18 protein-coding genes are annotated in these 20,808 nt (G+C 70.0%); 10 read left to right on the forward strand and 8 right to left on the reverse strand.

Annotated features, from left to right (window positions below; genetic code table 11):
• Positions 1 to 530 precede the first annotated feature (530 nt).
• Positions 531 to 1,970, reverse strand: a complete 1,440-nt coding sequence (locus tag D0D37_RS04340) for a GMC family oxidoreductase (protein ID WP_116199205.1) — start codon at positions 1,968 to 1,970, stop codon at positions 531 to 533.
• Positions 1,971 to 2,111: 141 nt separating this feature from the next.
• Here D0D37_RS04340 and D0D37_RS04345 point away from each other — a divergent pair, with 141 nt between their 5' ends.
• Positions 2,112 to 3,548, forward strand: coding sequence for an aldehyde dehydrogenase family protein (locus D0D37_RS04345; RefSeq protein ID WP_116199206.1), 1,437 nt, complete (start codon positions 2,112 to 2,114; stop codon positions 3,546 to 3,548).
• 39 nt (positions 3,549 to 3,587) lie between these two features.
• On the opposite strand, the gene D0D37_RS04350 is transcribed toward D0D37_RS04345, so the two are convergent.
• The 5 genes from D0D37_RS04350 to D0D37_RS04365 all read right to left on the reverse strand — a co-directional run bounded on the left by D0D37_RS04350 (position 3,588) and on the right by D0D37_RS04365 (position 12,275).
• Positions 3,588 to 4,562: an alpha/beta hydrolase gene (locus D0D37_RS04350; RefSeq protein WP_162834075.1), complete on the reverse strand. Its 975-nt coding sequence runs from the start codon at positions 4,560 to 4,562 to the stop codon at positions 3,588 to 3,590.
• Positions 4,559 to 5,839 carry a hypothetical protein gene (locus D0D37_RS46455; RefSeq protein WP_162834076.1) on the reverse strand — a complete coding sequence of 427 codons (1,281 nt, stop codon included), beginning with the start codon at positions 5,837 to 5,839 and terminating at the stop codon, positions 4,559 to 4,561. The genes D0D37_RS04350 and D0D37_RS46455 overlap by 4 nt, the downstream gene beginning before the upstream one ends.
• Positions 5,836 to 9,585: a serine/threonine-protein kinase gene (locus D0D37_RS04355; protein WP_116199208.1), complete on the reverse strand. Its 3,750-nt coding sequence runs from the start codon at positions 9,583 to 9,585 to the stop codon at positions 5,836 to 5,838. The genes D0D37_RS46455 and D0D37_RS04355 overlap by 4 nt, the downstream gene beginning before the upstream one ends.
• Before the next feature lie 60 nt (positions 9,586 to 9,645).
• Positions 9,646 to 11,001: a serine hydrolase domain-containing protein gene (locus D0D37_RS04360; RefSeq protein ID WP_116199209.1), complete on the reverse strand. Its 1,356-nt coding sequence runs from the start codon at positions 10,999 to 11,001 to the stop codon at positions 9,646 to 9,648.
• Positions 11,002 to 11,087: 86 nt separating this feature from the next.
• Complete coding sequence (locus D0D37_RS04365) at positions 11,088 to 12,275, reverse strand: amidohydrolase (protein WP_116199210.1); 1,188 nt, start codon at positions 12,273 to 12,275, stop codon at positions 11,088 to 11,090.
• A gap of 150 nt (positions 12,276 to 12,425) precedes the next feature.
• Between D0D37_RS04365 and D0D37_RS04370 the strand changes: the two genes are divergently transcribed.
• Together D0D37_RS04370 and D0D37_RS04375 are read left to right on the forward strand one after the other, a co-directional pair.
• Positions 12,426 to 13,295 (forward strand): oxidoreductase, encoded by an 870-nt coding sequence (locus tag D0D37_RS04370; RefSeq protein WP_116199211.1) that lies wholly within the window; start codon positions 12,426 to 12,428, stop codon positions 13,293 to 13,295.
• Between the two features lie 122 nt (positions 13,296 to 13,417).
• Positions 13,418 to 13,684 (forward strand): hypothetical protein, encoded by a 267-nt coding sequence (locus D0D37_RS04375; RefSeq protein ID WP_208719798.1) that lies wholly within the window; start codon positions 13,418 to 13,420, stop codon positions 13,682 to 13,684.
• A 32-nt stretch (positions 13,685 to 13,716) separates the two neighbouring features.
• Here D0D37_RS04375 and D0D37_RS04380 read toward each other — a convergent pair whose 3' ends face one another.
• The gene (locus tag D0D37_RS04380) at positions 13,717 to 14,451 is read right to left on the reverse strand and encodes an SDR family oxidoreductase (protein ID WP_116199277.1); all 735 of its coding nucleotides are present in this window, start codon (positions 14,449 to 14,451) and stop codon (positions 13,717 to 13,719) included.
• A 136-nt stretch (positions 14,452 to 14,587) separates the two neighbouring features.
• Between D0D37_RS04380 and D0D37_RS04385 the strand changes: the two genes are divergently transcribed.
• From D0D37_RS04385 to D0D37_RS04405, 5 genes are all read left to right on the forward strand, one after another.
• Entirely contained in the window at positions 14,588 to 15,454 is an 867-nt protein-coding gene (locus D0D37_RS04385) for an RNA polymerase sigma-70 factor (protein ID WP_116199212.1), read from the forward strand.
• A gap of 20 nt (positions 15,455 to 15,474) precedes the next feature.
• Positions 15,475 to 15,837, forward strand: coding sequence for a DUF5313 family protein (locus D0D37_RS04390; protein ID WP_167493492.1), 363 nt, complete (start codon positions 15,475 to 15,477; stop codon positions 15,835 to 15,837).
• A 41-nt stretch (positions 15,838 to 15,878) separates the two neighbouring features.
• On the forward strand, positions 15,879 to 16,235 hold the full coding sequence (locus D0D37_RS04395; protein ID WP_167493493.1) for a metalloregulator ArsR/SmtB family transcription factor: 357 nt from the start codon (positions 15,879 to 15,881) through the stop codon (positions 16,233 to 16,235).
• A complete protein-coding gene (locus tag D0D37_RS04400; RefSeq protein ID WP_116199214.1) occupies positions 16,232 to 16,735 on the forward strand; it encodes an SRPBCC family protein in 504 nt (167 codons plus the stop codon). The genes D0D37_RS04395 and D0D37_RS04400 overlap by 4 nt, the downstream gene beginning before the upstream one ends.
• Before the next feature lie 211 nt (positions 16,736 to 16,946).
• Positions 16,947 to 17,735, forward strand: a complete 789-nt coding sequence (locus tag D0D37_RS04405; RefSeq protein WP_244223379.1) for a sigma-70 family RNA polymerase sigma factor — start codon at positions 16,947 to 16,949, stop codon at positions 17,733 to 17,735.
• Between the two features lie 66 nt (positions 17,736 to 17,801).
• Here the strand turns inward: D0D37_RS04405 and D0D37_RS04410 are convergent, their stop codons facing one another.
• Positions 17,802 to 18,530 carry a TetR/AcrR family transcriptional regulator gene (locus D0D37_RS04410; protein ID WP_116199216.1) on the reverse strand — a complete coding sequence of 243 codons (729 nt, stop codon included), beginning with the start codon at positions 18,528 to 18,530 and terminating at the stop codon, positions 17,802 to 17,804.
• Between the two features lie 52 nt (positions 18,531 to 18,582).
• Here D0D37_RS04410 and D0D37_RS04415 point away from each other — a divergent pair, with 52 nt between their 5' ends.
• Positions 18,583 to 20,013 (forward strand): MFS transporter, encoded by a 1,431-nt coding sequence (locus D0D37_RS04415; RefSeq protein WP_244223380.1) that lies wholly within the window; start codon positions 18,583 to 18,585, stop codon positions 20,011 to 20,013.
• A gap of 20 nt (positions 20,014 to 20,033) precedes the next feature.
• On the forward strand, positions 20,034 to 20,795 hold the full coding sequence (locus tag D0D37_RS04420; RefSeq protein WP_244223381.1) for an SDR family NAD(P)-dependent oxidoreductase: 762 nt from the start codon (positions 20,034 to 20,036) through the stop codon (positions 20,793 to 20,795).
• Positions 20,796 to 20,808: the final 13 nt, after the last annotated feature.

Genomic DNA, 20,808 nt, shown 5'->3' on the forward strand with positions numbered 1-20,808 from the left:
CGCGCTTGCTGTGGACAACCCGGCTGCGAGGGCCGGGGTTGTCGGTGGGGGCGGATAGACTGGGCAAGGGCCGTCCCCCAGAGGAGGGCGGGGGTTTGCGCCGCCCGGGGTTTGTTCCGCCCGGGGCATGGCGCGCCAAGGCATCGCGTCGCCGGGCCATTGCGCCGCTGGGAGTCTGCGCCGCCAGGGCATTGCGCGCCGGGCCGTTGTGCCGCCGGAGGTTTGCGCCGCAGGGGGTCTGCGCCGCCGGAGGTTTGCGCGCCAAGGCATCGCGTCGCCGGGCATCGCACGCCAAGGCATCGCGCCCGCCAGGGCACACGCCGCCGGGGAGTCGCGCCGCCGAGATCTGCGCTGCCAGGGCATTGGCAAGGAGCACGAATCCGCGATAACGCGACCCCACCATGGCAGCACGGCGGCCAAGCGGCCGGGCAACAATACCCGTCCAGAACCGCACCCACCAGCAACCACCCCCGGCGTGGCCTCGTGCGTGGCAATCACGGTTAGAACCGCGCTCACCACGCACGACGCCGTCACGCCAGCAAGAACTCCGCCACCCGCTCCCCCATCAGCACCGCGGGCGCGTTCGTGTTCCCGCTGATCACCCGCGGCAGCACCGAAGCATCCGCGACCCGCAGCCCGGACACCCCACGCACCGCCAACGTCGGATCCGTCACTGCCAGCTCGTCCGTCCCCATCCGGCAGGTGCCCACCTGGTGGTGATAGGTGATCGCCGTGCGCCGCACGTACTCCCGGACATCCGCAGGCCCCGGATACAACTCCCGCGCGCCCCATTCCTCAGCCAAGGCCGGTGCCTGGCCGATCAACCGACATTGCTCCACCGAAGCGACCAGGCTCTCGAAGTCCGCCGGGTGCGTCAGCGCGGCCAGATCGATCAACGGCATCTCGGACGGATCCGCGCTCCGCAGCCGCAACGTTCCCCGGCTCTGCGGCGTGATCATGCCTGCCATCAGCGAAAACCCGGTCGTGGGCCCGGTCATCCACGGCTCGTACATCGGCACGCTGAAGTGGATCGGTTGCGTGTCCGGAACCGCCAACCCCGGGCGGCTGCGCCAGAACAGGTGCGTCTGCGTCACCGAAAGGCCGGTCTGCGGCGGTGCGACCTCGCGCCGGTCGGTGGCGAACACGACCGGCGACAGCAGATGGTCGTGCAGGTTTTCCCCGACGCCCGGCAGGTCCGCGACGACGTCCAGGCCCAGTGAGGCGACGTCGTCGGCCGGGCCGATTCCGCTGCGCAGCAGGATCGCCGGGGACGCCAGCGCGCCGGCGGCGAGCACGACCTGGTCGGCGAACAGCGGCTCCAGTTCGCCGTCGATCTCCGCCAGGACACCGATGCAGCGGTCGCCTTCGAAGAGCACGCGGTGCACCAGGGCTCCGGTGCGCACGGTCATCTGGTCGGCGACCGGTTCGGAGTAGCAGAGCCAGGTGTTGCGCCGCCGTCCACCGGTCATCGTGACCTGTTGCACGGAGATGCCGTCGAGCACGCCGCTGTTGTAATTGCCGTTGAACGGCAACCCGATCTGCTGCGCGGCATCCACAATGGACTGCTGGATCGGCTGCAGCGGGTCGTGCTGTTCCAGGTCGAGCAGGTCGCGTTCGATCCGCTCATATACCGGGCGCACGTCGTCCCAGGTCCAGCCGGGCAGTTCCCAGCCGTCGTAGTCCGCCGCCGCGCCGCGGACCCAGATCATCGCGTTCAGCGAGTGCGAGCCGCCGAGCACTTTGCCGCGCGGCAGGTGCAGCCTACGGTTTCCGGCGTGCGGCTGCGGCACCGTGTAGTAGTCCCAGTCCTCGGCGGCGTGCCACAGCTCCGCCGCGCGCGATGGGTCGTGGATCGCCGCGTTCGTGTCCGGTCCGCCCGCTTCCAGCAACGTCACCTTCGCGCCCGCGTCGACCAGCCGCCGGCACACCACCGAGCCCGCCGAGCCCGCACCCACCACGATCACGTCCATCTCCTGATCCTGGCCGGTCCCCTGGCTCCGCCCGGCATTGTCTTCACTCGCCGACAACGGGCGTGCCCTCGCGGACAAGACCGCCCGGGCGCCGCGCGCCGATACTCGGAAGCGACCAGAAGATCGGGACTAGGGAGCACCATGGCGACACGCCTGTTCATCGACGGTCAGTGGACCGAGGCCGGCGGGGAGCCCATCCCGACCCGCGATCCGGCCACCGGCACGGTTCTCGAAGACGTCGGGACGGCGACCCAGTCCGACGTCGACGCCGCGGTCGCCGCCGCGCGCCGCGCGCTGACCTCGCCGGAGTGGGCCGGGCTCGCGCCGGTGCAGCGCGCGAAACTGCTGTTCCGCCTCGCCGACCTCGTCGAGCAGCACCACGAGGAACTCGCCGCGCTGGAAACCCGCGACCAGGGCCAGCCGATCGGCGTCTCGCGGCAGGTGAGCGTCACCGGCGCGGCCGAGCACCTGCGCTATTTCGCCGGCTGGGTCACGAAAATCCAGGGCACCACGAACCCGGTTTCGTTCCCGGACACCCTGCACTACACGCGCCGCGAGCCGGTCGGCGTGAACGCGCTGATCACGCCGTGGAACTTCCCGCTGATGATCCTCGTGTGGAAGCTCGCGCCCGCGCTCGCCACCGGCAACACCGTGGTGATCAAGCCGAGCGAGGTCACACCGCTCACCAGCATCCGGCTGGTACAGCTGGCCGAGCAGGCTGGTATCCCAGCGGGCGTCGTTAACCTGGTCATGGGCGACGGTCCAGTGGGCGCGATGCTGAGCGCGCACCACGACGTCGACCACGTCTCCTACACCGGCTCCACCGCGGTCGGGAAGCTGATCACCGCGGCGAGCGCGGAGTCCAACCTCAAGCGGCTGACGCTCGAACTCGGCGGCAAGGCCCCGAGCATCATCGCCGCGGACGCCGACCTGGACGCGGCCGTCGCGGGCAACCTCGCCGGTGCGACGCTGAACACGGGCCAGGTCTGCGCGGCGTACACGCGGTTCTACGTCGACCGCAAGCGCGAGCAGGAGTTCGTCGAGAAGATGGCCGCCGGGCTCGCCGGACTGCAGGTCGGCCCCGGTCTGGAGGAGACGACGCAGGTCGGCCCGCTGGTGTCGGACAAGCACCGCAAGCACGTGGCGAACCTCGTCGCGACCGGCCGATCCGAAGGCGCGGACCTGATCACCGGCGGTTCGGAAGTCGACCGCGACGGCTATTTCTACCAGCCGACGCTGTTCGCGGGCGTCACCGACAGCATGACGATCATGCGCGAGGAGATCTTCGGCCCGGTGCTGGCGGTGACGCCGTACGACGACCCGGACGAACTGGTCGCCCGCGCGAACGACACGCAGTACGGCCTCGCCGCGACTGTCTGGACCCGCGACATCCGTACCGCGCAACGCTATGCGGACGGGATCCGCGCGGGTGCGGTGTTCGTGAACATGCCGCCGATCCCGGACATGGCCGCGCCGTGGGGCGGGTACAAGGCGTCGGGCTGGGGCCGCGAGATGGGTCCGTGGGCGCTGGACGCGTACACCGAGACCAAGGCGGTCTGGCTGCATTACGGCTACTGAACGCCTTCGGGGCTCGACAGCAGGACTGTCGAGCCCCGTTCAGCGGGCCAGTTCGGCCAGCGACAACAGCAGATGCGCCGACTCCGGGTACCAGATGTCCGAATGCGCCCCGGCTGGATTCCACCACCGCCCGCGCCGGAACCGCCAGCCCGCCTCGACATTGACGATCCTCCGGTCCATTTCGGACCGTAGATACTCCGTGTCCACTTTGTGCAGCACGGTGTTCGCCACGTCGTCAGCCGGGGCCTGCACGCCGACGTTCCCGATCCCTCGCACGCCCTCCGCCAGCCGGTGCCACAACCCAGTGGCCCGGTCCGCGCGGGACCGGGTCAGCACGATCGGGCCGTTGATCGGGGCGTCGCGCAAGACGGGGGCGAAACGATTGGTGAAGATGTCCGGCCGGGCAGCCATCTGGAACGCCAGCAGAGTGTCCACAGTGTACGGATAACGCGGGTCGACCCGGTCCCAGCCGAGGACGGGCGGACCGTCCCCCGCAGCGGCCTGCACCGCTTCCACCACGAACCGGCCGCCGAAAGAATGGCCGACGCAATGCAGGTACTGGCCAGTGACAGTCCGCAAACTCGGCGCACTGCCCGGCAATTGCCGTTCCGCGTTCAGATACCCGAGCAACTGGCCGAGCGCCTCCGCGGCCCGCCCGTCAGTGGTCATCTTGTGTGCGCGATCGCGGATCCGCCGGTACCCGGTCAGGAACGGGTTGCTCATCGACGGCCAGCGCACCATGACGTAAAACCCTTGCCACGCACCGAGTCCTTCGTAAGACCCGGCCGCGTAGCGCTCTTCCAGCAGGCCGAAGAACTGCCGGGCCCGCCGGCCCGCGGTCTCCCGGTTGTTCTGCCACCCGTGCACGAACACGACGATGTCGGTAGCCGTCGCCGGAACCTCCAGCCACCGGGCCAAAAACCGCGGCGTCGCCTCGGCGGGCACCGGCTTCCCGGTTTCCGGATCCACGAAATAGCCGTGCTCGTCGAGGTCCAGGATCACCGGTTCGGTCACGGTCGCCCTTCCTGCCACAGATGCACGTCGATCCCGCGGTACAGCGAAAACATCAGCCCGAGCGGATTGTGGTGGTCGTCGGCGAACGCACGCGCCAGCGACCGCACGATGTCGCCCAGTTTCGCGCCCGAATCGATGAATTCGGTGAACAACCGCTGCGAATACTCGCGCGCGAACGCGGGCGGCAGGTCGATCTGCGGGCCGATCAGGCAGCGTCCGCCGTGGCCGAGCAACGCTTTGCCGAAAGCCGAGTAGAACGCCGACGTCACCTGTCCGCCCTGGCACGCCCCGACGTACACGAACGGCCGAGTCGGCAGCGGCGCTTCCTCCAGCCACGCGATCAGGTCGGTGCCGTAAATCCGTTCCCCGTCGCCGAGTTTGAGGTAAGGCTGCTCGACCAGACCGCCGGAACCGCTCACCTTGCCGTGGCAGCCGAAATACGTTACATGATCACCGAAATCACGACTGCGGAAGTGCGCGGCCAGTGTTTTCTTGTCCGGCCGCAGCACCACTTCCGCCCGGCCGTGGAAGAAATCGACCACCGGCGCGATGTACGGCGTGTCCGGGAATTGCCGGTCCACCCCGTGGTCGACATTGAGCCCGACGACCGGTTTGCCACCGTCCACGGTGATCCGCGCGTCGAAGTCGTCAACGCGAGAGAAGGTGTGCTCCACGACGTGCCGGTAGCCCCAAAACCCGGCGAGCGACCAGTTTTCGTCGTCCGGGTACTCGTCCGGCCGCCGCGGCGACGTGTAGAGCATGCCCCACGGCACGATCAGGCTGTCCGATTCGATGCTGATCACGTTCTCGCCCTCGGCGAGCGCCAGTTCCAGCAGCGAACGGATCCGCCGCAACCCTTCGTCCGGACCGGCGAACAGCAGCCGGTACATCACGTATCCGGCTTCGGCGAGCGCGTAACCGGCGTGCCGCAACAGTTCCGGCCTCTCCGCCAGGTCCCAGCCGTCGGCGAACGGATGCCGGCGCGGCCCGCGTTCGGTCCGCTCGGCGAGGTCCACGACGTGCCGCTGCCACGTTTCGCGGAGGATGTCGATCCGGGAGTTCAGCTCGTCGAGACTGTGCGTGATCCGGCCCTGGTACCCGCCGCCGCCGTCCTCCGGGAACGCGCTGCCCCACGCTTGCACGAGAAGCCCTGGCACCCCAGGGAATTCGAGGAACCGCAGGTTGACCGTCCGCGCGCGGTTGTACGGCGGCACCGCGACCCGACTCAGCCCAGCGGTGTTGTCGACAGTCACCTCGGCGCTCAGCTGGCGGGTCATGACGGCACCTCCACCGGCAGCTCTGCCGCGATTTCCAAGAGCAACTGGGCGTCGTGCTCGCGGTAGATCCGGAACACCAGCCGCAGCGGTCCCGGTTCGGCCGGGACGACCCCGAACGCCGCCGGATCGCGCAGCCGGTCGCCGGTGATCCAGCCGACCCGCGACATCGGCACGGCCACCCCGGGCGCGGCGTCGAGCAGCACCCGGACGCGCACCACACCCGACTGGGCGGACGTGGATTCCTTGCGCCGCACCGAAACCGCGACACCCACCAGTTGCCCGACGACGGCCGGACCGTCGGACTGGCACTCGACAGTCGCCTCCAGCAAGCCCGGAGCCGGTTCCGGGGCGTCGTCCCGCGGTGTCGCGCCGATCGCCCGCAGTCCCGCCCAGATCACGTGCTGGGAGTCGAACGGATCCGGCCCGGGATCCAGCTGGTCAGGCCGCACCGGATAGCCCACCCGGCCGGTACGCCAGGTTCCGGGCCGCTGGTCGGCCCGGCGGGAATCCGCGCGCCGGGAGTCGGCCCGGCGGGAATCGACCCGACGGGAGTCGGCGCGCCGCGAATCGACGCGACGGGAATCGACCCGCGCGCTGAGCACCGCACCGTAATCGGCCGCATCGGGCGCCACGAGGTCGTAATCCAACTCGCCGGGCTCCGCCGGATCGGCGGCGGCAGGCCCCCGGGGCCGGTACGGCACCGAGATCCGCTCCGACAGAAAGTCCTCCCCCGCCGGCGACCCGCGGAAACTCACGAGCCCGCTCTCCGCGTCGACGATATCCACCAGCAACCGCAACCGGCCCAGCACGGCCTCGTTGCCTTGCGCGGTCGCCAAAGTCACCGCCGAGCCCAGCGCTTCCAACGCGGCACTCACGTTTCCATTGCGGTACGCGGAAAGCGCGGCCTCGACCGTGCCCTCAAGACCTGCTTGACCCGTCGGCGAGTGAGCCAGCCGAGCCGGATCGTCGGTCAGCCGCACGTAAACGGTCTCCGCCTCCGACTGCTCAGAGCCCTGTCGCGCCCACACCGCGACCAGCTGGCTCTCTTGCTCGGTCGCCGTCCTCGACGGCACGAGCAAGCTCAGCGCGTAGTTCCTGGTTTCCCCGGCCGCCCATTGCCCGAGTTCGAGCACCGAGTCGCTGATTCGCCGCTGCGGCAACGGCAGCGGCGTTTCCTCCGGGGACAGCTGGCTGACCCGGTACACCACGCAACCCGGCGAATCCCGGACGAACAGCCGCAGCGGACCACCGCCGGAGCCAGCCGTGACCGTCACCTGCACGGTCGTGCTGGAAGTGCGCGACGGCAGGTAGCGAGGGTGGTGCACCACGACTTTCGGCTGCGAAGCCGAGATCGGTTCAGGCACCGCGAGGCCGCGCACCCGGCTCGCATGGTCCCGCAACCTCGACCACGCCCGGCTCGCCTGCTCCCAGTAGATCTGCGCGAGGCCGTGCCGCACCTCGCGCAGGTCAGGCAACCGGACAGCGGCGGCCGCGGGACGTTCGCCCCCCAGGCGCAGCAGCGTTTCCCCGGCCACCGCGGTGAGCCGGTCCTGTTCGTCCTCGTCCAGGCCCAGCTCGCCGAGCCGGGACCAAGCGGCGGCCGCTTCGTCCAAACTGGGCAGTTCCGGGGCAACCGAAGCAAGCGCCCGCACCGCCCCGACCCGCGCAGCGGCACCGGATTCCCGGCCAGCTGAGGGCACTTCGTCCAAAACCGCGGCCGCGCCGACCCGATCGCCGTGTGCGAGCTTCGTCCGAGCAAGCCCGAACGCCGCCGCGACCACGTCCCGGTCGCACACCCACACCGCTTCGTAGTACCGCGCCGCGCTCGCGGTCATGCCGCGCAGTTCCGCGCAGAAACCCAATGCCAGCAACGGTGCCAGCTCGCCCGGCACCAACCGCGCACACTCCCGGAACTGGTTTTCCGCCTCGACGGTACTTCCGTTCTCCAGCGCCAGGACAGCACTGCCCCAAACCCGCGAAAGTTCTTCGCGAGCGGAGGGAAGCACGGGTGGCAGAACCGTCGCTACGTCGTGGTGCTGCGGAATTCCGTCGGCACGCAGCGGTGGTTCCCGGTCCCAGGCACCCCACTCCGGCACGCCGAGCCCCGCCGCGGCGAATCCGCCGGGTCCGCCGAACACCCCGGACACCGCCGGACGCGGCATCCGGGTGCGCTGGCTGAGCAACTGGCGCAGCACCCCGCGCAACTGTTCGGCCATGTCGTCGGCGGTGGCGAACCGCTCGCCGTAGCCGGCGGTCGCCCGGTCGATCAGCGCCTCGAGCATTTCCCGCCCGAGACCGCCGTCCGGCCCGGAACACGCGCGCAGCAACTCCGCCATGGTGCGGCCGAGCGAATAGAGATCCGAGCGGACGGTGATGCCTTCCCGGTCCAGCTCGGACCGCGACGGCTGATAATCCGGGGTGGCGACGATCGCGCCTCCCCGGTCGTTCGCCCGCCGCACCGAGCCCAGGTCGACCAGCGTGATCCGGTCGCCGTCCTGCAGCACGTTGTCCGGTTTCAGGTCGACGTACAGCAACCCCCGCTGATGCAGGTAGCCGACGGCCTCGAGCAACTGCAGCCCGTACGCGGCGACGTGCTCCGGGCGCAGCCGCTTCGCGCGCTGGAACACCGTCCGCAGCGAAATCCCGCGCACGTACTCCATCACCAGGTACCCGACGGGCTGGCCGGTCTCCGGGTCCGGGTCTTCGACGTGGGCGAGGGTGCGGACGACGTTCGGATGATCCAGTTCCAGCAGTTCCGGCACGACGGCGGATTGCGCGGCGGCCAGCGCGCCGCTGCGGTCGCGTTCGCCGATCAAGCTTTTGAGCACCACGAACCGGCCGTCGTCGGCCTCGTCGCGGGCGAGGTAGATCCAGCTGAATCCGCCGTGCGCGATGCAGCCGAGCACCGCGTAGCGACCGGCGACGACCGTGCCTCGCTCCAGCGTTGGCAGGAAAGTGAACGGCGTGCCGCAGCGTGCGCAGTAACCGCGCACCCGGCCGGGCCGCCCGCCCTCGCCGCGGCCCACCGGATTGCCGCATTCCGCGCAGAACCGGTGCCGCTCCGGCAGTGCCGCGTCGGACAGCACGGCGTCGAACGGATCCGGCAGAGTCGCTTTCGGCAGCGCGACCCGCAGGTCCCCGGTGTGCGGCAGCGGCACCCCGCCGGTGCGGACGAGGAGTTCGTCGAGCCGGTCCTCGACCGTCGAATCGTCGGTCACCCATTCGCGCAGCTGGGGGAAGTACTCCAGCACGGTGTCCGCCGGAACCAGCCGCACCGCGTGGTCGACCACCACGATGCCGAGCAGCCGTCCGGTGGCGCTGTCGAACGCGGGACAGCCGGACAGATCCGGGTCGACCCGGCCCTCCAGCAGAGTGAGCGGCACCCGTTCGCCGTCCGGCACCCCGGCGGTGGCGCGCACCCAAATGCCGTAACCGAGGCGGAGGGGAAGACTGTGGATCCGGACTTCCCGCCCGGATTCGACCTTTCGCCGGAGCACAGCGCCGTGCTGCACCGGAGTGTCCAGCTCGAGCAGCGCCAGGTCGCCGCGCGCGCCCGCGAGCGGCGGGACCAGCCCGGCCAGCGCCGCGAGACCTGCCGGTTCGACCTGGAAAGCGGTTTCGGCGCGGGCCGCCCGGGAGCAGGTCAGGACGTATCGGCCGCCGATCAGCACGCCCGCGCCGAGCAGGCGGCCGTCGGCAGCGTGGATCCGCGTCTGCCCCGTATTCCACCCCAGATCAACGGCCACGAGGTAAAACCTTACCCGCGGAAGGCCTCCGGATCGTTCAGTTCCGGCAAAGCCGTCCAGTCACCCGGCGCGACGGGTCGCCCTCCCCGAATGGACGTATTGCGCATGGCCGCTGCCGTCGTCGCCCAGGAAGACCAGCGGCAGATGGATCCCGCCCTGGGCCTCGCGCAGGATCAACGTGTCGCCTTCGAGAAAGACCAGCTCAGACTTGCTGGCGGCGCTCAATTCCGCGGCTGTCCCTTTAGGACGTTGCTCCAGCCAGACCCGTCCGTCGTCGTCCTGGGAGACCACGAGATCGGCGACCGTGCTGGCGTAAGTGCCGAGGTACCGGTCCGCGGCGAACGCCTCCGGCTCGGACGGCGGACGCGGCGGCAGCGACACCTCGACGCCCCCGAATTCCTTGAGCAGCGCGGGAACGAGGTCGGCGTACAGGCTCATCGCGTCGCCGCCGTTGGTCAGCAACGCCACCGCGAGGTCGCTTTCGGGCACCAGCCGCAGGAACGCCGCCTGGCCGATGGTGTTGCCGTCGTGACCGTAGACCTGGCCGCTCGGGGTGTCGAACAGCTCCCAGCCGAGCCCCCAGGCATCGCCCATGATGCCGAGCGGCGGGAGGCTGACCTGCCGCTGCAACATGGCCGCGGCGCTCTTCGCGCTCAGCACCTCGGCCCCGCCCGCGAGGTGCATCCGGGCGAACGCGAGCAGATCCGCCGCGGACATCGCGAGCGACGACCCGGCCGGTCCGTTGGACCGCAACATCGACCAGAACGGCGCGGGCACGAGAGCGGCGCCTGGTTCGGGTTCGAGATGCCCGATCGCCGCGCGGAAGCGGATCGCGTCGAGGGCATTCGGGGAGAACTGCCGGAGTTTCAGCGGGGCGGCGAGGTGCTCGCGAAGGCAGTCCTCGTAATGCTTGCCGCGCAACACTTCCACCAGCCGCCCGAGGACGACGTACCCGGCATTGTTGTAGGAGAACAGCTCACCGGGCGGGAAAAGCTGGGCGACACCGTCGAGGGTCGCGACGAACTTCTCGACCGCGTCGTCGCCGGGACCGGTGTCGGTGAAGAGGTCGCCCTCGAACCCGGCGGTGTGGCTGAGCAGCTGGCGCACGGTGATGGCCGCGTCGCCGAGCTTGAGGCCGGGGAGGTACTGCCGGATCGGGGCGTCGAGGTCGACCAGGCCCTCGTCCACGAGCTGCAGGACGAGGGTGGCGGTCCACACCTTGGTGATCGAGCCGATTTGGAATACCGAATCGGTGGTGGCGGGGACGCCGGTGCCAAGATTCAGCACCCCGGCGGCCGCGGTGGCCGTCTCCTCGCCGACAGCCACCGCGATCACCGCGGCGGGGACGTGGTGTTGTTCGAGCAGCGCGGGAAGGTCGTGCTCCAGCCGCCTGCGGAGAGCGTCGAGCTTGTCCATCCCGGGAAGCTATCGCTCCGCCGAGGCGAAAACTTCGTCTCCGGCTACGGAAAAACCGGCGGCGGGCTGGAGGACCGGACGAACTGTCAGACGAGCACCTCGCCGTCCCGCACCACCACCCGGCCACCCGCGATCACCAACGCACGCACCGGCACTCGCATCAACGCATCCGGCACATTCTCCGCCGCCACCAACACCACATCCGCCCGGCAACCTGGTGCCAGATCATGCCGCTCCCGAGCCACGAACGACGCCGCCCGACGCGTCGCCAGCTCAACCGCCGCCGTCAGATCCTCATCCGTCCGCAGGCCGTGCAACCGAGCGAAACCGAGCGCGATCTGCAGGACATCGCCATCGCCGTACGGGGACCACAGGTCGCGGATCCCGTCAGTGCCGAGGCCGACCGGGACCTCGCGCGCGGACAGCTCGGTCCACGGCAGCGGGGCCGTCCGCACCGGCGCGACGGTTGCCAGCGAGATGCCCGCCTCGGTGATCCGGTCGAGCAATGCCGCCTGCCGCGCCGCGGGGACCTCGCCGAGGGCGAAGCCGTGCGACACGGTGACCTTGCCCTGCAGTCCAGTGCGCACCGTCCGGTCGGCGATCAGCTCGTACTGGAACGCACCCAGCTCGCCGCCGTCGTGCAGGTGGATGTCGAGGCCGACACCGCGCCGCTCGGCGATCTCGAACAGCCCGTCGAGCTGGCCGACCGGGTCGCGGTCGATGCCCGCCGGGTCGAGGCCGCCGATCCAGCCCGCGCCCGCCGCCGCGGCCTCGTCGAGCAGCTTGAGCACGCCGGGCCGGCGCAGCACGCCGTCCTGCGGGAAGGCCACGATCTCGACCTCGACCGCACCGCCCAGCCGTTCCGCGGCTTCCCGCACGATCTCGATGCCGCGCAGGCCGAGCCCGAGGTCGACGTCCACGTGGCTGCGCGCCGCGGTGGTGCCGTGCCGCAGGAACTCCCGCAGCACTGTCTCGGCGACCTCGACGCTCGGGATCCCCAGCGCATCCCGCTCGGCCCGCTCGTGCGCGATGCGGCCTTCGGTGCTCGCGACACCGCCGTAGGAGACCCACGGCTTGCCCCACCAGCTCTTGTCGACGTGCGCGTGCGAGTTGACGAACCCGGGCAGCGCGAGCAGACCCGCGCCGTCGATCCGTTCGCCCTCGACCGGGGCCGAACCGGCGGGCCGGACGTCGGAGATGCGGTCGCCGTCGAGGACGAGGTCGGCCGGGTCGCCGCCCCACGGGCGCACGCCGGTCACAGTGAGAGAAGCCATGTCAATGGTATACCAAATTATCCGGAACCTGTCCCGCGAGCCTGGCCCTGACACTCCCAGGACCGAGGGGTACTGGCCGCGCCGCGCCGCCGGCAGCACGATGGAGGACAGCCGCGACGGCACCGGCGCGGCGGAAAGAAGGGCGGAACATTGACCGACAACCTCCCCGGCGGGACGTTCACGTTGGCCGGGCGCACCGTCGCCCGCCTGGGATACGGCGCGATGCAGCTGGCCGGACCCGGCGTCTTCGGGCCGCCGAACGACCGCGACGAGGCGCTCGCGGTGCTGCGCACGGCCGTCGAACTGGGCGTGAACCACATCGACACCGCTGACTTCTACGGGCCGCAGGTGACGAACGAACTGCTCCGCGAAGCGCTCTCGCCGTACGACGGATTGCAGATCGTCACCAAGGTCGGCGCGGTGCGCGACGACTCCGGCGGCTGGATCCACGAGCGTTCGCCCGAGCAGCTGCGCGACCAGGTGGAGTCGAACCTGCGGAACCTCGGCGTCGAGGCGCTCGACGTGGTCAACCTGCGAGTCGGCGGCGGAGCGGACGGCCACTCGCCGGTGCCGGGCTCGCTGGCCGAACCGTTCGGCGCACTCGCCGAGCTGCGCCAGGAAGGCAAGATCAAGGAACTCGGCGTGAGCGTGGTCGACGCCGAGCAGGTGGCCGAGGCGCAGTCGATCGCGCCGGTGGTCACCGTGCAGAACTGGTACAACGTCGCGCACCGGGGAGACGAGAAGCTGATCGAATCCCTTGCTGCCCAAGGGATTTCCTACGTCCCGTTCTGGCCGCTCGGCGGGTTCAGCCCGCTGCAGTCCTCGACGCTGGACGACGTCGCCGCCCGGCTCGGCGCCAGCCCGAAGGCGGTCGCGCTGGCCTGGCTGCTGCACCAGTCGCCGAACATCCTGCTGATCCCCGGCACGTCGTCGGTCGCGCACCTGCGGGAGAACGTCGCGGCGGCCGACCTGGAGCTGCCCGCGGACGCGTTGGCGGAATTGGACACCATCGCCGGATAACGCCAGGCGAAGGTCCGTGAGGGGAACCCTGAGGGACTCAGAGTCCCTCAGGGTTCCCCTCACGGACATCTGCCGCGCAGCCCGCCGACCGGGTCGCCCACGGCGGTTCCGGGCTGGCGATCGTGCTTGACATCGACAACACCTCGCTCGAAACCGAGTACCACCCCGGCGAGCCGAACCGGCCGGTGCTAGCGGTCGCCCAGTGGGCAGGCCAGCACCAGGTGTCCGTCCTGTTCGTGACGGCGCGGACCAGCTCCTCCTCCGCGCGCAAGCAGCTGAGCAGCGCGGGCTACCCGATCGACGCGATCTGCGCCCGCAAGTCCGGCGGGGGCACCGCGGACGGCAACCAGCGCTGCCGGACTACGACGGCCAGCTTTCCTGACTCGTGAGTGGCGATCACGGTTAGAACCGGGATCGCCACTCACGACCTCAACCACTCCGCTAGCCCAACCTTCCCCCGCCACGAGCCTTCCGCGGGCACCAGGCTGTCCTTGCCCAGCACGGTCCCGAAGTACTTCGCGGCCGGATCGGTCACCACCTCGCGCGGGTCCTTCCGAGCGGTCAGCACCCGCCGGATCCACTCGTCCATCGGCAACACCTCCGGCCCGCCGATCTCGACGATCCCGCCGACCGCAGGCTCGCCCGCGGCCCGTGCGACCGCCAGTGCGACATCCTCCGCCGCGATCGGCTGCGTGCCGCCGTCGGAAAGCCGCACCACGCCGTCGACCGTCGAGGTGTCCGCGATCGCGACGGCGAACTCCAGGAACTGCGTCGCCCGCACGATCGTGTAGTTCAGTCCGCTTTCCCGGATCAGCTTCTCCTGCGCGGCCTTCGCCCGCAGGTAACCGGAATCCGGCAGCTCATCGGCGCCCACCACGGAAAGCGCGACGAAATGGCCCACCCCGGCTTCGCGCGCGGCCCGCACCAGATTCCCGGTCGAGCGCTGGAAGAATTCCATGACGTCGTCGTCCGCGAAAGACGGCGAGTTCGACACGTCCACCAGCACGTCGGCGCCCCGCAGCACGCCGGACAGCCCTTCGCCGGTCAAGGTGTTCACGCCGGTGCTCGGCGCGGCCGCCACGACCTCATGCCCTTCGAGCAGCCGCACGACCTGCGAACCGATCCGCCCGGTCCCGCCGATGACGACGATCTTCATGCTCGTTCCCTCCGTTTCCGCCGCGACGGCCGCCGCGAGCGTCACCAGTCAGGACCGGACAGCTCGCCGATTTGTGACACCCCTGCCCGCTAAGCTCGCGAATGCCCCGCCGGACCAGGAAAGGAACGCGCCTCAGATGGAGGAACTCGCCGAGGCCGCCTCGGTGTTCGCGCAGGTCCGGCCGCGATTGTTCGGGATCGCCTACCGGATGCTCGGCAGCGTCGCCGACGCCGAAGATCTCCTGCAGGACGTCTGGCTCCGCTGGCAGACCTGCGACCGCTCGGTCGTCCGCAACCCGGGCGCGTTCCTCGCCACCACCACGACCCGGCTGGCCATCACCGCGAGCCAGACCGCGCGCGTGCGGCACGAAACCTACGTCGGCCCGTGGCTGCCCGAACCCGTCGACACCTCCGCCGACCCGCAGCTCGGCGCCGAGCGGGCCGCCGCGCTCGAGGTAGCCGTGCTGTTCCTGCTGGAGAAGCTGCCGCCGACGGAACGGGCGGCGTACGTGCTGCGCGAGGCATTCGACTATCCGTATCAGCAGATCGCCGACATCGTGCAGACCACCGAGGTGAGCGCGCGACAGCTGGTCAGCCGCGCCCGCAAGCACCTCGCCGCGGAACGCCGGACGCCGGTCGAACTGTCGGAGCAGCGGCGGCTGCTCACCGCGTTCGTGGACGCCGCACGCACCGGAGACCTGGCGACGCTGGAGAAACTGCTCGCCGAGGACGTCGTCAGCTACTCCGACGGCGGCGGCGCGGTCCGCGCGACGCGCATCCCGGTGGTCGGCGCGGTCACCGTGGCGAAGTACGTCCGCGCGTTCGCCAGCCGGTTCTGGCCCGGCACCGAGGTGGGCTGGGGCGACGTCAACGGCCAGCCCGCCGCGGTGGTGAGCCACGGCGGCACTGTGATCGCGGTGCTGACCGTGTCCGCGTCGGCCGAGGGCATCGACCGGCTGTTCTGGCTGATGAACCCGGCCAAGCTCGGCGCGTACGCCGCCTGAACGCGGGGTACCCACCGGGTATGAAGCGTCCCGGCCCGGTGCGCTGGCTGCACTACGTCTACGGCGGAGTACTCCCCGACGAGTACCGCGAGTGGGTGCTGCACGACGCGACCTCGAAAACCTGGGTACTGCGCTTCGCGTTCCGGATCTTCATCGAGGCGCTGCCCTGGCTGATCGCGGGCTACGTCGTGCTCACCCTGGTCACGCCGATGCCCGCCGGAATGATCGTCGCCGCGCTGCTGATCAGCCTGCTGCTGAGCTTGTTCCTTACCGTCACCAGCGCCGACGAACTCGCCGAAGTCCGGCTCACCAAGCACGGTTTCCCTCCTGGCACGGGGAAAGAGGTCCGCAAACGCCGCGGCGGCGCGTCGACCTGGCCGTGAGCTTCTTGCCGAACGCGTAACCACTGCGTTACGCTTCCGTCGTGGATCTGGTCGCCAGCGCGATCGCCGACCCGGTGCGGCGGGACATCCTGGCACTCCTGCAGCGGCAACGGCTGCCCGCCGGGGAAATCGCCGCGCGCTTCACCATCAGCCGGCCGGCCGTGTCGCGCCATCTGCGCGTGCTGCGGGAAGCCGGGCTGGTGCGCGACGAACTCGTGGGCAGACAACGGTTTTACGCACTCGACCCGCGAGGATTCGCCGAACTCACCGCCTGGCTCACCCGGCTCGTCACCCCGCCGGCTTGGCAGCAGCGGCTCGACGCGCTGGAGACCGAGGTCCACCGCACCCGTCGCGAACGCCGCCGGGACCCCGCTTCCGGAGAGGAAAACACCGCATGAAGCCCGTGCCCACCGCAAGAGCGCAGCGGCTCGCCGACAGCATCGACCTGGTCCTGCCGCGGACCTTCCGCGCGCCGATCGACGACGTGTGGGCCGCGATCACCGAACCGGAGCGCACCGCGCGCTGGTTCGGCCCCTGGAAGGGCGACGCGGCGCCCGGCCGGATGATCCAGGTCCAGATGGTGTTCGAGGAAGAGGAACCCTGGATGGACCTCCGCGTCGACGCCTGCGAGCCGCCGCACCGGCTGGCTGTTTCGTCGACCGACGGATCCGGGGCCTGGCGGATGGAGCTGCGGCTCGAGTCCCGTGGCGCGGCAACGGAACTCCAGCTGGTGCACCACCTGGACTCGGCGGACAAGATCCCGGACGCCGGTCCCGGCTGGGAGTACTACCTGGACATGTTCGCGGCCGCCTTCGACGGCACGCCGAGGCCGGACTTCGCCGACTACCACCCGGCGATGACGCCCTATTTCACCGAATTGGCCGGGAAGTTCTCCTGACCCCGCGTCAATAGTCCACTTCGGACAGTCGGCGGCCGAACCAAATGTCCTTGAACGGCCAAGGCTTCCCGCCTGGCCGATTGCGCCCGCCGGTGCCGAATCGCGCGGCCGACTGCCCGATCTTTCGCGGCGTATGGAGTACACTGCTGTACCAGTTACTTTCAGTAGTCCCGCGTGACGAGGTGTGGGCCGGTCCGGTGGGAGGTGCACGGTGGACGCGAGCACTTTGGTCGCCGATACGCACGACGACGAGCGCACCGACGCCGAACTCCTTGCCGCCGTACGCGCCGGGGATTGCCAGGCCGGCGGGGAACTGTTCCGGCGGCACGTCACGTTGATGCGCCGCGTCGCCGCCGGTTTGGTGCGCCAGCAGGCCGAACGCGACGACCTGGTCGCCGAAGCCTTCGCCCGCGTCCTCAGCACAGTCGCGGCGGGCGGCGGCCCGGAGTCCAACGCTCCGGCCTATCTCGTGGCCACGATGCGCAATCTCTTCGCACGCTGGAGCCGCCACGAAAATCGTATCGATCTCTATGCGACCGTTCCGGAACCCGTAACTCTCGACGGCGGGGCTGACGAACTCGCAGTCATGCGCTCGGAAGACCGGCTGGTGTGGTCGGCCTACCGGACCCTGCCCGGCCGCTGGCGAACCGTGCTGTGGCGGATGTCCGCCGAAGGCAACACTCCGGCGGAACTCGCGCCGGTACTCGGCGTTTCCCCGAACGGCGTCGCGGTGCTGGCCCGCCGCGCCCGCGAAGGACTGCGGCAGGCGTACCTGCAAGTCCAGGTGCCGGACGCGGAATTGCCGCAGTGCCAGGAAGTCCGCCGCCGGATGGGCGCGTGGCTGCGCGGCACCCTGCCCGCCCGCCGGGCCGGGGTTCTCGCCGGGCACCTGGCCGTATGCGAACCGTGCCACGCGGTGGCCGCCGAACTGGCCGAGGTCAACCGCGAACTGCCCCGGATGACCGGTTGCTGCGATCCGGCGATCCCGGAACCCCGCTAGCCAGATCCTCGCCCCAGACGTCCGTGAAGGGACCCCTGAGGGAATCTGGTTCCCTCAGGGGTCCCCTCACGGACCTTCCGGAGCCTCGCCAGCCAGATTCCGCGTGATCAGGTTGACCATGAAGTCGAACCGGTCATGCCCGGTGCCCGCCGTCAGCTCCGCCGCGTACTGCCGCGTGCGAGGAAACTTCCCCTCCGGCAGCGCGGTGAACCGCTCGATCAGATCCTCCCGGCTGAGCACCCACTCGCCGCCGTGCTGCTGCCGTTGCCGGACCAGTGACACCTCCCACGCGTACGCGGTGACGTAGAGCGTCAGAGAATCCAACGCCCACGCGGCAGTCTGCGGCTCGATCCCCCCAGCCAGCAGAATCGCCAGGATCCCCTCGCTGACCCGCAGCGTCTCCAGGTGCGTCGGGACCATCGCGAGCGCGGCGCGGGACACGCCGGGGTACTTCAGATAAAGGTCGCGGATCTGCCCGTAAACGTCCAGGACCTGCTGCTGCCACGTCGCCGGGTCCGGTTCGGGCAGTTCGATTTGCGCGCAGAGCCTGCCGATGAGCAGGTCGTCGAGATCCTCTTTGTTGACGATGTGCGCGTACAGCGACGACGGCCCGGTGCCGAGCACGGCGGTGACCCGGCGGACGGTCAGCGCGTCGTAGCCCTCGGTGGCGACGACCTGCAGCGCGGCGTCGGTGATCCGGTCGATCGTGATGGGTTCTTTCCGCGGTTTCGGCTCGGGCTCGGCGCTGGTGGACGCGTGCCGGGCGGCGCGGCGTTCTCGGGGAGCAGCGGGCATGCCCGTCACTATAGCTTGACACGAACTTAGTTCGTCATCTAGAACTTAGTTCGTGACTACTGAACTTAGTTCGTCCCCGCGTGCCGCACCGTTACCGCTGGTCCAGGCGTGGCTGGTGCTGGCGGTCGTGGTGATCGCCGACCTGATGGACCTCATCGACACGAGCGTCGCCGCCCTCGCCGGCCCCTCGATCCGCGCCGACCTCGGCGGCGGGGAGATGACCCTGCAGTGGGTGCTGTCGGCCTACACCGCGGCGTTCGCGCTCGGCCTCGTGACCTCCGGCCGCCTCGGCGACCTGCTCGGGCGCCGCAGGCTGTTCCTGCTCGGCATGACCGGCTTCACCCTCGCGTCGCTGGCCTGCGGGCTCGCGCCCGGCCCCGGCTTCCTGATCGGCGCCCGCGTGTTCCAGGGCCTCTTCGGCGCGGCGATGATCCCGCAGGGCATCGCGCTGGTGAAGGTCGTCTTCCCGCCCGATCAGCTGCGCAAAGCCCTGATGCCGTTCGGGCCGATCATGGGCCTGGCCACCGTCGCCGGGCCGATCCTCGCCGGATGGCTGCTGCACCTGAACCTCTTCGGCAGCGAATGGCGCTCGATCTTCCTGATCAACGTTCCGTTCGGCATCCTCGCCGGACTGCTCGCCCTGCGCGTGCTGCCGCGACACAGCGGCGAAGACCGCAGCGCCCGCCTCGATCTGCGCGGCGTCGGTCTGCTCACCGCCGCGTCAGCGCTGCTCATCGTGCCGCTCATCCAAGGCCGCGAACTCGGCTGGCCCGTGTGGACGTACGTGCTGATGGCGGCCGGCGTGGTCGCGTTCGGCTTGTTCGCGAGATCTGAACGCCGGAGCAGCCACCCGGTTATCGCGCCGTCGCTGTTTTCCAAGCGCGGCTTCGTCTTCGGCCTGCTGATCACCGGCGGGTTTTACGCCTCGCTCAGCGGATTCGTCCTGGTCGTGAACCTGCTGTTGCAATCCGGCCTCGGCTGGACGCCGCTGCAGTCCGGTTTCGCCCTGCTCCCCTGGGCCGCCGGCACCGCGATCGCGACCCTGTTGTCCGGAGCGGTGCTCGCCGCGAAACTCGGCCGCGCGTCGCTCCACTTAGGACTGGCCATCGCGGTCGTCGGCCTGCTCGTCCTGTGGTGGTCGATCGCGCACTGGGGCGCCGCCATCACCGTCTGGCAGCTCGCCCCCGCGCTGTTCATCACCGGCGCCGGTTCCGGATTGCTGTTCATTCCGCTTTTCGACTTCATCCTCGGCGACGCGACTCCCGAAGAGGTCGGCAGCGGTTCCGGAATGCTCAACGCCGCCCAGCAATTCGCCGGAGCCATCGGGGTCGCCGCGCTCGGCACGGTGTTTTTCGCCCGCGTCGGACCGGCCGCCGCGCCGTCCTGGATCCCTGCCGCCGAGCTGGTTTTCGGTCTCTGCGCCGGTCTGTACCTCGTGGCACTGGCCCTCGTCGGATTCCTGCCGAAACATTCCGCTCAATAACTCGTGAAATGAGCAGCGCAGTGCCCAGAACCGCCCTGATCACCGGAACCAGCCGCGCCGCCGGACTCGGCTTCGCCACCGCCCGGCTTCTGTCCGAGCAGGACTACCACGTAATCCTCACCGCACGCGACCTCGCCCGCGCCGAAGCCCTTGCCGCGCGACTCCCGAACGCTACCGCGGTGCGGCTCGACCTCGCCGATCTCGCCACGATGACCGCAGCCGCCGACTACGTGTCCGAATCCTTCGGGTGCCTCGACGTATTGATCAACAACGCCAGCGACACCGTCGATTTCGCCACGCTGTCCGCGCTCGACGCCGACCTGGCCGCCGTCCAGTCCGCATTGGACATTGACGTGCTCGGCCCCTGGCAGCTGACGCAACTGTTGCTGCCGCTGCTGAAAGCCGCACCGGCGGCCCGGATCGTCAATGTTTCCAGCGTTTCCGCACTGCAGATCTCCACCGGACTCGACCTGGGCGCGAGCCTGCGCGCCCCGGCGCACTCCTTCGCCAAACACGCGCTGAACACCCTCACTGGGGTGCTGGCCTCGGCGCTGCGGGAGACCCCGATCCTCGTCAACGCCGTCGATCCGGGAGAAACCGCAACCCATCCCGAACGCGGCGACGAGGACACCGCCCGCCCCGCGCTCGAAAGCGCCCGCGGCGTGGTGTGGGCCGCGACGCTGCCGCCCGGCGGCCCGACCGGCGGCCTCTTCCTCGACGGCCAGCCATTGCTGTCCTTGCCGCCCGGCGCGGAGAAACCTTTGGTACCTCAGGGTCCGTGACCCGGCCCTTGCC

The sequence above is a fragment of the Amycolatopsis circi genome, assembly GCF_003385235.1.
GTDB classification, from domain to species: Bacteria; Actinomycetota; Actinomycetes; order Mycobacteriales; family Pseudonocardiaceae; genus Amycolatopsis; species Amycolatopsis circi.